Annotated in this window: 12 protein-coding genes and 2 pseudogenes; 13 read left to right on the top strand and 1 reads right to left on the bottom strand. The window is 62.0% G+C overall.

All coding sequences use genetic code 11. The annotated features are described in order from the left end of the window. Positions 1-20 precede the first annotated feature (20 nt). On the bottom strand, positions 21-1,598 hold the full coding sequence (gene fliK, locus GIW04_RS21125) for a flagellar hook-length control protein FliK (RefSeq protein WP_120247763.1): 1,578 nt from the start codon (positions 1,596-1,598) through the stop codon (positions 21-23). 199 nt (positions 1,599-1,797) lie between these two features. Here fliK and ccmA point away from each other — a divergent pair, with 199 nt between their 5' ends. From ccmA to GIW04_RS21060, 13 genes and pseudogenes are all read left to right on the top strand, one after another. Then, the gene (gene ccmA, locus GIW04_RS21120) at positions 1,798-2,433 is read left to right on the top strand and encodes a cytochrome c biogenesis heme-transporting ATPase CcmA (protein WP_034135168.1); all 636 of its coding nucleotides are present in this window, start codon (positions 1,798-1,800) and stop codon (positions 2,431-2,433) included. Continuing rightward, positions 2,430-3,098: a heme exporter protein CcmB gene (gene ccmB / locus GIW04_RS21115; protein WP_120247723.1), complete on the top strand. Its 669-nt coding sequence runs from the start codon at positions 2,430-2,432 to the stop codon at positions 3,096-3,098. Before ccmA ends, ccmB begins: the two co-directional genes overlap by 4 nt. Positions 3,099-3,185: 87 nt before the next feature. Next, positions 3,186-3,941, top strand: coding sequence for a heme ABC transporter permease (locus GIW04_RS21110; protein WP_003189953.1), 756 nt, complete (start codon positions 3,186-3,188; stop codon positions 3,939-3,941). Further along, positions 3,938-4,114, top strand: a complete 177-nt coding sequence (gene ccmD, locus GIW04_RS21105) for a heme exporter protein CcmD (protein WP_003172771.1) — start codon at positions 3,938-3,940, stop codon at positions 4,112-4,114. The genes GIW04_RS21110 and ccmD overlap by 4 nt, the downstream gene beginning before the upstream one ends. Further along, positions 4,111-4,569 (top strand): cytochrome c maturation protein CcmE, encoded by a 459-nt coding sequence (gene ccmE, locus GIW04_RS21100; RefSeq protein WP_034135169.1) that lies wholly within the window; start codon positions 4,111-4,113, stop codon positions 4,567-4,569. The genes ccmD and ccmE overlap by 4 nt, the downstream gene beginning before the upstream one ends. Before the next feature lie 3 nt (positions 4,570-4,572). Next, the gene (locus GIW04_RS21095; protein WP_120247724.1) at positions 4,573-6,561 is read left to right on the top strand and encodes a heme lyase CcmF/NrfE family subunit; all 1,989 of its coding nucleotides are present in this window, start codon (positions 4,573-4,575) and stop codon (positions 6,559-6,561) included. Then, the gene (locus GIW04_RS21090; protein WP_003189958.1) at positions 6,558-7,094 is read left to right on the top strand and encodes a DsbE family thiol:disulfide interchange protein; all 537 of its coding nucleotides are present in this window, start codon (positions 6,558-6,560) and stop codon (positions 7,092-7,094) included. Before GIW04_RS21095 ends, GIW04_RS21090 begins: the two co-directional genes overlap by 4 nt. After that, entirely contained in the window at positions 7,091-7,564 is a 474-nt protein-coding gene (locus GIW04_RS21085) for a cytochrome c-type biogenesis protein (protein WP_003189960.1), read from the top strand. The genes GIW04_RS21090 and GIW04_RS21085 overlap by 4 nt, the downstream gene beginning before the upstream one ends. Next, entirely contained in the window at positions 7,557-8,747 is a 1,191-nt protein-coding gene (gene ccmI / locus GIW04_RS21080) for a c-type cytochrome biogenesis protein CcmI (RefSeq protein WP_032892671.1), read from the top strand. Before GIW04_RS21085 ends, ccmI begins: the two co-directional genes overlap by 8 nt. A 16-nt stretch (positions 8,748-8,763) precedes the next feature. Continuing rightward, positions 8,764-9,171 carry a lipoprotein gene (locus GIW04_RS21075; RefSeq protein ID WP_034135170.1) on the top strand — a complete coding sequence of 136 codons (408 nt, stop codon included), beginning with the start codon at positions 8,764-8,766 and terminating at the stop codon, positions 9,169-9,171. Positions 9,172-9,584: 413 nt separating this feature from the next. After that, a pseudogene (locus GIW04_RS21070) lies at positions 9,585-10,056 on the top strand (alpha-D-ribose 1-methylphosphonate 5-triphosphate diphosphatase); the annotation flags it as partial. Beyond that, positions 10,056-10,628 (top strand): phosphonate metabolism protein/1,5-bisphosphokinase (PRPP-forming) PhnN, encoded by a 573-nt coding sequence (gene phnN, locus GIW04_RS21065; protein WP_003189968.1) that lies wholly within the window; start codon positions 10,056-10,058, stop codon positions 10,626-10,628. The pseudogene GIW04_RS21070 and the gene phnN, both read left to right, overlap by 1 nt. A 79-nt stretch (positions 10,629-10,707) precedes the next feature. Beyond that, a pseudogene (locus GIW04_RS21060) lies at positions 10,708-10,899 on the top strand (phosphonate metabolism protein PhnP); the annotation flags it as partial. Between the last annotated feature and the right edge of the window lie 423 nt (positions 10,900-11,322).

The raw sequence follows: 11,322 nt of genomic DNA, 5'->3' as shown, positions 1-11,322 counted from the left end.
GCGGGGTGGGGCGGCGTTTTTCATGCGGTTTCATCCACCCAGCGTTGTTCCAATCCGGTTTTTGGTCCGCGTGGCGGGGTGCCCAGATGGCAATCCAGGTCGCCGACGTTGAGCCCGGATGACACCAGGCGCTCGCGCAGGCTGCCCAAGTGGCTTTCGATCAGGCTGGCGGTGAACGGGCGGCTGGCCCACAGCTGGCTGGACAGTTTGCCTTGGGACAGCTGCGCCTGAACTTGCAACGGCCCCAGCGGCTCCATGTCGAAGGCCAGTTCGACGCGCCAGAGCATTTGTTTCGGGTCTTTTTTATCCTTGCGCTCGGGCTGGTCCTTGTCTGGCGCGGGCTCCTCGCGCTGGAACTTGACCTGCAACGGCACGATGTCTTGCAGGGTGCGCAGGGGGATTTCCAGCTGCCAGGTCGTTTGCAGGCGGCCGTCGGCGGTGGTGCCGGTCTGTTCCAGGCTCGACAGTTGATGGCTCTGCAAGCGCGAGATCGCCCCGGCGGCCAGGCGTAGCAGGTTTTCCAGGTCGCCTTCACCTTCCAGTTTTGCCATCAGTCTTTCGGGCAGCGGGAAGCCGGCGGGTATCTGCCGGGCGCCGACCTGGCCGAGGGTGTTCAGCGGGCTGCGCACAAAGTGCGGCAACACCTGGGCCAGCGTATTGGCGGCGAGAATCGCATTCAGGTTGGTGCTGGCGGGCAGGGCAGGCAGCAGGTCTGCGACCAGGCGTAACAGCGCGCCTTTCATGTCCAACGGTGGGATTTGCGGGTTCTGCCCGGCAAGCAATTTGGCTTCCAGAAAGGCGCCGCTGTTCTGCACCACCTGGGCCAGTACCTTGGGATTGCTGACCTGCGCCAGATCGGGCAAGGCCGCCAATAATCGCTCGGCGGCGGCCCGCAGCTCAGCCGATGTGCTGTCACCACGGGGCAGGTTTTGCAAGGCGCTAAACACCGCGTCCAGCGAGCCTTGGCGACTTTGCTGAGTGGCGAGTTGTTGCGCCACGGCCAGTTGGTCTTTCAAGCCGCTCAGCTGTACGAAGTTCAGGGTTTGCGCGTTCTGCACCACGGCACTGAGCAAGCTGCCCACCCTCAGCGGCTGAGGGCTTTCCAACGCCAGGGTGGCACCGGCCAGGGCGTTATTGAGCACGCTCACCAGCGAGCGATAGATTGCCGGTTGCGCCGTGCCCTGGGGCAGCATCTGCGTGGTCAGCACCTTGGCTTGCAGCAGCGTGCCCACCGGCATTTGCGTGGTGTCGAGGCGTGTGAGGGCGGCCACGTTGGCGCTCATGGCTTGCTGCAAGGTGATGGCCAGATTGCCCGCAGGCGTCTGGCTCACCGCCACATTGCTGCCCAGGGGCAAGGGCTGGGCACTGCTGGCCTGCACCAGGGTTTGTCGGCCGCCTGCGAGGGTCAACTTGAGCAGCAACTGAAAGGCCTCGCCGCCTTGTTTAAGCGCGATGACCTCAGCGTTCACGGTTTTCCCCGGCTCGATCAACCCGGCCTGTGGCTCCAGCAGTTTGAGCAACGCGCCGGCCCCTGGCAGCGGAGCAGGCCCGGGCGCGGAGGCTGGCGGCAGTGGAGGAAGATTGATCTCACCGGTCATCGTGCGCATCGTCTCTGGGGAAATTGCCCTCTTTAGAGTAGGGCATCGCATGTATAATGCCGCCCGTCTGCAAAGAGAGCGGTAAAAACTCACAACTATTTGATCCAGCTCTCTAAAATCGGTCGCCAAAGCCGTTATTGTGCATCTCTCTATAACGGCCGCTGCACCGCCGACTTGAACCGTAAAGGCCCGCGATCTTTTGACCAGCCCTCTTCTTGAAGCCGTAGCGCTTGCCTGTGAACGCGACCTGCGCCTGCTGTTCGAGCAACTCGACCTGCGGCTTTCGGGTGGGGACATGGTGCAAGTCAGTGGCCCCAATGGCAGCGGCAAGACCAGCCTGCTGCGCCTGCTGGCCGGGCTGATGCAGCCCACGGCCGGCGTGGTGCGTCTCAACGGCAAGCCGTTGAACGAACAACGTAGCGAGCTGGCGCGCAACCTGGTCTGGATCGGCCACGCCGCCGGCATCAAGGACGTACTCACCGCTGAAGAAAACCTCAGTTGGCTCAGCGCCCTGCATCATCCTGCTTCCCGTGACGCCATCTGGCAGGCCCTGGCCGCGGTGGGCCTCAAGGGCTTTGAAGATGTTCCCTGCCACACCCTGTCTGCCGGCCAGCAGCGCCGCGTGGCCCTCGCCCGCTTGTACTTGCCCGGCCCGCCGCTGTGGATTCTCGACGAACCCTTCACGGCCCTCGACAAACAAGGCGTGGCTCAACTCGAAGCGCACCTGGCCCAGCACTGCGAACAAGGCGGCCTGGTGGTGCTCACCACCCACCACACCTTGGCGCGCATGCCGGCTGGCTACCGTGAGCTGGACCTGGGGCGGTGGTCGCTATGAGTGTGTTCGCCCTGTTGGTCACCCGTGAAGCCCGGCTGTTGTGCCGTCGCCCCGCCGAACTGGCCAACCCGCTGGTGTTCTTTGCCATCGTGATTGCGCTTTTCCCGCTGGCGGTCGGCCCGGAGACTAAACTGTTGCAAACCTTGTCCCCGGGACTGGTGTGGGTCGCCGCGCTTTTATCGGTTCTGCTCTCGCTGGACGGGCTGTTTCGCAGTGATTTCGAAGACGGTTCCCTGGAACAGTGGGTCCTTTCGTCGCACCCTTTGCCACTTCTGGTACTGGCCAAGGTGCTGGCACACTGGGCTTTTTCCGGCTTGGCGCTAGTCTTGCTCTCGCCACTGCTTGCCATGATGCTCGGGTTGCCCGTTGAATGCCTGCCGGTGCTACTCCTGTCCTTGTTACTCGGCACGCCGGTGCTCAGCCTGTTGGGGGCGGTGGGCGCAGCGTTGACGGTCGGCTTGAAGCGTGGCGGGCTGTTGTTGGCTCTGTTGATTCTGCCTTTGTATATCCCGGTGTTGATCCTGGGCAGTGGCGCGTTGCAAGCCGCGCTCATGGGCATGCCGGCGACCGGTTACCTCTTGTGGCTTGGCAGCCTGACCGCCCTGGCGGTAACCCTGACACCTTTTGCTATAGCCGCCGGCCTGAAAATCAGCGTCGGTGAATAATGAGGTCTGACCCGGCGTTAACGACGCGGAGTCAGTAAAGACCCTGAGCTTTTCGCCACGACGAAAAGCACCGTGATGGAAACAGCAATGAACTGGACCTGGTTTCACAAGCTCGGCTCGCCCAAATGGTTTTATGGCATCAGTGGCAAGCTGCTGCCGTGGTTGAGTATCGCCGCCATCCTGCTGATCGGCATCGGCCTGGTCTGGGGCCTGGCCTTCGCGCCGCCGGACTATCAGCAAGGCAACAGCTTTCGCATCATCTATATCCACGTACCTGCCGCGATGCTGGCCCAGTCCTGCTATGTGATGCTGGCGGTGTGCGGCATCGTCGGCCTGGTCTGGAAGATGAAGCTGGCCGATGTGGCCCTGCAATGCGCCGCGCCCATCGGTGCGTGGATGACCGCTGTGGCGCTGGTGACCGGTGCAATCTGGGGCAAGCCGACCTGGGGTTCGTGGTGGGTGTGGGATGCGCGCCTGACCTCGATGCTGATCCTGCTGTTCCTGTATTTCGGCCTGATCGCCTTGGGCAACGCCATCAGCAACCGCGACAGCGCCGCCAAGGCCTGCGCGGTGCTGGCGATTGTCGGCGTGATCAACATCCCGATCATCAAGTACTCGGTGGAGTGGTGGAACACCCTGCACCAGGGCGCCACCTTCACCCTCACCGAAAAACCAGCGATGCCCGTGGAAATGTGGGCGCCGTTGCTGCTGATGGTGCTGGGCTTTTACTGTTTCTTCGGTGCCGTATTGCTGCTGCGCATGCGCCTTGAAGTGCTCAAGCGTGAAGCCCGTACCAGTTGGGTCAAAGCCGAAGTGCAAAACTGCCTGGGAGCACGCGGATGAGTTTTGCTTCTTTCAGTGATTTTCTCGCCATGGGCCATCACGGCCTGTATGTCTGGACGGCCTATGGCATCTGCCTGGCGGTGCTGGCCCTCAACGTCGCCGCGCCGATCCTGGCCCGCAAACGTTACCTGCAACAAGAGGCGCGACGTCTGCGCCGGGAGACTGAAAAGTGAATCCGCTGCGTAGAAAGCGTCTGTTGATCATCCTTGCCATCCTGGTCGGCGTCGGCATTGCCGTGACCCTGGCCCTGAGCGCCTTGCAGCAGAACATCAACCTGTTCTACACGCCCACCCAGATCGCCAATGGCGAAGCGCCGGTCGATACGCGCATCCGCGCCGGCGGCATGGTGGAGCAGGGCTCGTTGAAGCGTTCCGGCGATTCGTTGGACGTGACCTTCGTGGTCACCGACTTCAACAAGGCCGTGACCATCACCTATCGCGGCATTCTCCCGGACCTGTTCCGCGAAGGCCAGGGCATTGTCGCCCTGGGCAAGCTCAACGCCGACGGCGTGGTAGTGGCTGACGAAGTGCTGGCCAAGCACGATGAAAAATACATGCCGCCCGAGGTCACCAAAGCCTTGAAAGACAGCGGCCAAACCGCGCCCGCCGCCCCAGCCAAGGAGGGCTAAGCCATGACGTCCGCACTGTTTATTCCTGAGTTGGGCCAGTTAGCGATGATCCTCGCGCTGTGCTTTGCGGTGGTCCAGGCCGTGGTGCCCTTGCTGGGTGCCTGGCGCGGCGATCGCCTGTGGATGAGCCTGGCGCAGCCGGCCGCCTGGGGCCAGTTCGCTTTCTTGCTGTTCGCCTTTGGTTGCCTGACCTACGCCTTCATGACCGACGATTTTTCCGTCGCCTACGTTGCCAACAACTCCAACAGCGCCTTGCCCTGGTACTACAAGTTCAGCGCCGTGTGGGGCGCCCACGAAGGTTCATTGCTGCTGTGGGCCTTGATCCTCGGCGGCTGGACCTTCGCTGTCTCGGTGTTCTCGCGCCAATTGCCGCAAGTGATGCTGGCGCGGGTGCTGGCGGTGATGGGCATGATCAGCATCGGTTTCCTGCTGTTCCTGATCATGACCTCCAACCCGTTCACCCGCATCCTGCCGCAGATCCCGGTGGACGGTCACGACCTCAACCCGTTGCTGCAGGATATCGGCCTGATCGTGCACCCGCCGATGCTCTACATGGGCTATGTGGGCTTTTCCGTGGCCTTCGCGTTCGCCATCGCCGCCTTGCTCGGCGGGCGTCTCGACGCCGCCTGGGCGCGCTGGTCACGGCCATGGACCATCGTCGCCTGGGCCTTCCTCGGTACCGGTATCACCTTGGGCTCATGGTGGGCCTACTACGAACTCGGCTGGGGCGGCTGGTGGTTCTGGGACCCGGTGGAAAACGCCTCCTTCATGCCGTGGCTGGTGGGCACCGCGCTGATTCACTCCCTGGCCGTTACCGAAAAACGTGGTGTGTTCAAGAGCTGGACGGTACTGCTCGCCATCGCGGCGTTTTCTCTCAGCCTGCTCGGCACTTTCCTGGTGCGCTCGGGCGTGCTGACCTCGGTGCATGCGTTTGCCTCAGACCCTGAGCGCGGCGTGTTCATCCTGATCTTCCTGCTGTTTGTCGTCGGCGGTTCGCTCACCCTGTTTGCCCTGCGCGCGCCGGTGGTCAAGAGCCAGGTCGGTTTCAACCTGTGGTCGCGGGAAACCCTGTTGCTGGGCAATAACCTGGTGCTGGTGGTGGCCGCGTCGATGATCCTGCTCGGCACGCTCTACCCGCTGGTGTTGGACGCCTTGAGCGGCGCCAAGCTGTCCGTGGGGCCGCCGTACTTCAATGCGTTGTTCATCCCGCTGATGGGCCTGTTGATGGTGGTGATGGCGGTCGGTGTGCTGGTGCGCTGGAAAGACACCCCGGTGAAATGGCTGGCGGGCATGCTGATGCCGGTGCTGCTCGGCAGCGTGGCCCTGGCGGTGATCGCCGGGTTTGCCTACGGCGACTTCAATTGGGCGGTACTCGCGACGTTCCTGCTGGCGGCCTGGGTGTTACTGGCTGGCGTGCGTGACATCGTCGACAAGACGCGTCACAAGGGTTTGCTCAAGGGCCTGCCCACCCTGACCCGCAGCTACTGGGGCATGCAGATCGCCCATATTGGTATCGCGGTGTGCGCCCTTGGGGTGGTGCTGTCCAGCCAGAACAGCGCCGAGCGCGACCTGCGCCTGGCGCCGGGCGAGTCCATGGACCTGGCCGGTTACCACTTCATCTTCGAAGGTGCCAAGCACTTCGAAGGGCCGAACTTCACCTCCGACAAAGGTACTGTGCGCGTGGTGCGCAATGGTAAGGAAATCGCCGTGCTGCACCCGGAAAAACGCCTGTATACCGTGCAGAGTTCGATGATGACCGAGGCTGGCATCGACGCCGGTTTCACCCGTGACCTGTATGTGGCCCTCGGTGAACCCCTGGGCGACGGCGCCTGGGCCGTGCGCGTGCATGTCAAACCCTTCGTGCGCTGGATCTGGTTCGGCGGGTTGCTCACCGGGTTCGGCGGGTTGCTCGCGGCGTTGGACCGGCGCTATCGGGTCAAGGTCAAGAGCCGGGTGCGTGAAGCGCTGGGCCTTTCGGGAGCTGCGGTATGAAGCGTTGGTTGATGGTTGTGCCGCTGGCGTTGTTTTTGCTGATGGCGGTGTTTTTGTATCGCGGGTTGTACCTGGACCCGGCCGAGCTGCCCTCGGCGATGATCGGCAAGCCGTTCCCCGCCTTCAACCTGCCAACGGTGCAGGGTGACAAGACCCTCACCCAGGCCGACTTGCAGGGCAAGCCGGCGCTGGTCAACGTGTGGGCCACCTGGTGCATCTCTTGCCGCGTCGAACATCCGGTGTTGAACAAGCTGGCCGAGAAGGGCGTGGTGATCTACGGCATCAACTACAAGGACGACAATGCGGCGGCCTTGAAGTGGCTGGCGGAATTTCATAACCCGTATCAGCTGGATATCCGCGACGAAGACGGCAACCTGGGGTTGAACCTCGGCGTGTACGGCGCGCCGGAAACCTTCTTCATCGATGCCAAAGGTGTGATCCGCGACAAGTTCGTCGGCGTGATCGACGAAACGGTGTGGCGCGAGCAACTGGCCGCCAAGTACCAGGCCCTGGTCGATGAGGCCAAGCCATGAAGCGTTGGTTGACCGCAGCTGTTTTAGCCCTGGGCCTGGCTGGTGTGGCCCACGCCGCCATCGACACTTATGAATTTGCCAACGACGCCGAGCGCGAGCGTTTTCGCGACCTGACCAAGGAACTGCGCTGCCCCAAGTGCCAGAACCAGGACATCGCCGACTCTAACGCCCCGATCGCCACTGACCTGCGCCGAGAGATCTTCCGCATGCTGGGGGAGGGCAAGGACGACCAGCAGATCATCGACTTCATGGTCGACCGCTACGGCGATTTCGTGCGCTACAAACCGGCGCTCACCGGCAAGACCGCGCTGCTGTGGTTTGGCCCGGCCGGGCTGTTGCTGGCCGGCGTGGTGGTGATGGCCGTGATCGTGCGCCGTCGCCGCGTCGCACCGATTGATGGCGCTGATGCGCTGTCCCCTGAAGAGCGCAAACGCCTCGACCAATTGCTGGACACCAAGACTGATGATTGATTTCTGGCTCGCAGCCGGTTTGCTGCTACTGATTGCCCTGAGTTTCCTGTTGATCCCTGTGTTGCGTGGCCGTCGTGCCCAGCGCGAAGAGGATCGCACCGCGTTGAACGTGGCGCTGTACCAGGAACGTGTCGCCGAGCTGCAAGCGCAGCAGGACGAAGGTGTGTTGAATACCGCGCAACTCGACACGGGCCGCGCCGAAGCGGCCCGCGAGTTGCTGGCCGACACCGAAGGCGTGGAAAAGCCCCGTGAATCGCGGTTAGGCAAACCGTTGCCGTTTTTGGCGGCGTTTCTGGTGCCTGTGCTGGGCGTCGCGCTGTACCTGCATTATGGCGCGAGCGACAAGGTCGAACTGACCCGAGAATTTTCCCAGCCACCGGTATCCATGGCCGATATGACCCGCCGCCTGGAACGCGCCGCCGCCGCGCAACCGGATTCGGCAGAAGGTTTGTACTTCCTTGGGCGCGCCTATATGGCCCAGGACCGTGCCGCCGATGCCGCCAAAGTCTTTGAACGTACGGTTGCATTGGCCGGGCGCCAACCGGAATTGCTCGGCCAATGGGCCCAGGCGCAGTACTTTGCCGACAACAAACAGTGGTCGCCGAAGGTTCAGGCGCTGACCGACGAAGCCTTGAAGCTCGACCCCAAGGAAGTCACCAGTCTCGGCCTGCTGGGTATCGCCGCCTTTGAGGGCCAGCGTTATCAGGAAGCCATCGACTACTGGAACCGCCTGCTCGCGCAATTGCCGCCAGAGGACAACTCCCGCGTCGCCTTGCAAGGCGGAATTGACCGCGCGGCAGAGAAGCTCAAGGAGAGCGGTGGCAGCGTCGTACAGGCGCCCAAGGCGCTGCTTAAAGTGCGTGTGGACCTATCCGCCGAGGTCAAAGCCAAGGCCCTGCCAGGCGACAGCGTGTTCATCTTCGCCCGCGCCGTTAACGGCCCGCCGGCGCCCTTGGCGGCCAAGCGTGTGACCGTCGACGCATTGCCCGTTACCGTCGAACTGGGCGATGCCGACGCGATGATGCCGCAGTTGAAACTGTCCAACTTCCCCGAAGTCCAACTGGTTGCGCGCATATCCCGGGCCGGCCAACCGACCACTGGCGAATGGATCGGCCGCAGCCAACCGTTGGCCAGCAGCACCACTGCGCTGCAGCAATTGACCATCGACACTCCGGACCAGTAATTCTGAGGACACGCCCATGACCGCATATGCACGCATCACCCTGCTCAGCCTGGTACTCGGCCTGAGCGCCTGTGCGGTCCACCGCCCACCTGCGGCGCCGACCGGCCCGACTATTCCACCTGTTGGCCCATCTACGCAGCCGAGCACCAAGCCCAGCACCAAACCTTCCGGCCCCGTGACACCGGCGCCCAAACCTCTGCCAAGCAAATCGCCGACCTTCGCCCCACCGCCGGGCGCCGCCAGCCATTGGGACGGCAAGATGCAGGTGTATGTGCTGGACGACCAGCCTGACACCTTCTACCGCCAGCGCACCTACTACCGCTGGAGTAACGGTTGGAGCCGCTCCATCAGCCCCAATGGGCCATGGGAAGAAACCAATGTGCAAGGCGTGCCGCCGGGGTTGAGCAAGCAGTACGCGCAATGACAAAAGGCGACCGTGTTCAGGTCGCCTTTTTTATTTTCGATTTGGAATGCTATTAACTGACGGAGCTGGCTTGCCTGCGATGGCGGCCTGACAGCCAACCCATCTCTACCTGAGGCCCCGGACTCAAAATGTGGGAGCTGGCTTGCCTGCGAAGACGGCCTAACAGTCAACACAGTTGGACCGGGTACATATCCGTTATTTAGGTAACGGCCACCTAGGGTTCCGCTCTGACAGCGGGTCACTTTTGGAAAAGAGCCCGGAATGCCGGCCCAGCCAAAAGTAACCATGGGCTCTTGCCCCACCACTCGGCACCTCGCTTAGGCTCGGTGTGCCCGTAATCCGCCGGCATCCCTGCCGGTTTACCCCCCAAATCCCTGTCGAATTCCGGCCAGCGTGGTTTGACGGGGCGCCTAAGATCAAGATCAAAAGCAGGTCAAGATCAAGAGCGGCTCGCTTCGCATCGTGAAGAGTCTGCGCGTTATGGCATGACAATCGCTGAATTTCCCACCACCCTGGAAGCCGCGCGCGGTTGCCGGCAACTGAACATGAAAGTCTTGATGGGCGCGCCGAACGTGGTGCGTGGTGGGTCGCACTCGGGTAATGTGGCCGCCGCCGGCCTGGCTGGCGAGGGATTGCTGGATATACTTTCCAGTGACTACTACCCGGCGAGCCTGTTGCAGGCGGCGTTCGTACTGCCGATCAACAAGATGGCGGTGATCTTTGCCGCGCAGTGCAGATGATCAGCCTGGCGCCGGCACAGGCGCGGGCTTGAAGGACCGAGGTGAAATCGCCATTGGCCTGCGTGCCGACCTGGTGCAAGCCAGGAGCCGCGAAGGGCTGCCGATGGTGCAACAAGTCTGGAGACAAGCGAAGAGGGTGTTTTGATGGCAGGCAGGTTGATCTATCTCATCGGGCCATCGGGTTCGGGCAAGGACAGCCTGCTGGATGCCGCGCGTCCACGCCTGGTCGAGCGTGGCTGCCGTATGGTGCGGCGCGTGATCACACGGTCGGCAGAGGCGGTGGGCGAAGCGGCGCAAGGGGTGAGCCCGGAGCAGTTTGCGCTGATGGAAGCCGAGGGCGCATTTGCCTTGAGCTGGCAGGCAAATGGCTTGTCCTATGGCATCCCCAGGGAAATCGACGATTGGCTGGCCGCTGGGGACGACGTTCTGGTCAACGGCTCCCGTGCTCACCTGGCGCAGGCTCGTGAGCGTTACCCGACGTCGTTGGTATTGCTGCTGACGGTGGACCAAGCGGTGTTGCGCCAGCGTTTGATCGCGCGCGGGCGTGAGTCATTGGCCGACATCGAGGAACGCCTGGCGCGCAATGCGCGGTTCACTGCCGAGTTGATTGCGGGCAATGGGGCGGGCTTGTTCGTGTTGGATAACTCTGGCCCGTTGGCACATACCGTCGAGCGTTTGCTGTGCTGCCTGGACCACGGGCGCACGGTATGCGCTTGACGCTGCTGGGCACCGGTGATGCGCGGCAGGTTCCGGTGCATGGCTGCGAGTGTGCTGCGTGCGGGTTGGCGCGCAGTGATCAAAGCCGCCCCAGCCGCAGGTGCCGCGTAATCACAATGACCTGACGCTGGCGCTGCAGAGCATCGAAGACACCGGGGCGCAGTTGGGGGGGCTGACCCATGTGGGGCATACGTTGGATACGTGGTTGCTGGCGCATCGTCATGAGTTGCCCCGACATGTCTCGGTAGGTTGGGACAATCGAGTCGTGTAAGGCGTGGCCTTGTTAGCAATCAGACAAGAAGCTTGATGTTCAGTTTGTTTTTTCCAGTGTGTTTGATTGTTTTTCTGGATGTTTGAAGCGTGTCGCTTGATTGAGTCAAGTTTGTTGTTTGCACTTTTTTTTCTTCGGTGGCATCAAGGTTTGAGAGTGCTTGGGGGATGCGAGTATTCCACCTCGAATAAAACATGTGTGGTTTTATTACTGCCATGTTTAATGGTGGGTTGTTGAAATGAAATGACGGTGGTGAAGGTCTTTTCAATGTGGGAGCTTTATCGGGCTGACAACGGAGCAGTCGGCATCGGTAACTCGCATATATGGACGGTTAACTTTCCACTGTTCAGAGTATCAAAGCACATGCATATCCCTGTTAGGCCTGTCTCTTTATACACATCTCCGAGCCCACGAGACTGTCGC

Source organism: Pseudomonas sp. PA-4-8C (assembly GCF_021606625.1).
GTDB classification, from domain to species: domain Bacteria; phylum Pseudomonadota; class Gammaproteobacteria; order Pseudomonadales; family Pseudomonadaceae; genus Aquipseudomonas; species Aquipseudomonas lactis.
This window is presented reverse-complemented; position numbering and strand designations above follow the sequence as displayed.

Excerpts from the sequence above, each read along its gene's own strand:
- fliK (WP_120247763.1), bottom strand. The coding sequence starts at position 1,598 with ATGACCGGTGAGATCAATCTTCCTCCACTGCCGCCAGCCTCCGCGCCC.
- ccmB (WP_120247723.1), top strand. The coding sequence starts at position 2,430 with ATGAGTGTGTTCGCCCTGTTGGTCACCCGTGAAGCCCGGCTGTTGTGC.
- GIW04_RS21110 (WP_003189953.1), top strand. The coding sequence starts at position 3,186 with ATGAACTGGACCTGGTTTCACAAGCTCGGCTCGCCCAAATGGTTTTAT.
- ccmD (WP_003172771.1), top strand. The coding sequence starts at position 3,938 with ATGAGTTTTGCTTCTTTCAGTGATTTTCTCGCCATGGGCCATCACGGC.
- GIW04_RS21095 (WP_120247724.1), top strand. The coding sequence starts at position 4,573 with ATGACGTCCGCACTGTTTATTCCTGAGTTGGGCCAGTTAGCGATGATC.
- GIW04_RS21090 (WP_003189958.1), top strand. The coding sequence starts at position 6,558 with ATGAAGCGTTGGTTGATGGTTGTGCCGCTGGCGTTGTTTTTGCTGATG.
- GIW04_RS21085 (WP_003189960.1), top strand. The coding sequence starts at position 7,091 with ATGAAGCGTTGGTTGACCGCAGCTGTTTTAGCCCTGGGCCTGGCTGGT.
- ccmI (WP_032892671.1), top strand. The coding sequence starts at position 7,557 with ATGATTGATTTCTGGCTCGCAGCCGGTTTGCTGCTACTGATTGCCCTG.
- GIW04_RS21075 (WP_034135170.1), top strand. The coding sequence starts at position 8,764 with ATGACCGCATATGCACGCATCACCCTGCTCAGCCTGGTACTCGGCCTG.
- phnN (WP_003189968.1), top strand. The coding sequence starts at position 10,056 with ATGGCAGGCAGGTTGATCTATCTCATCGGGCCATCGGGTTCGGGCAAG.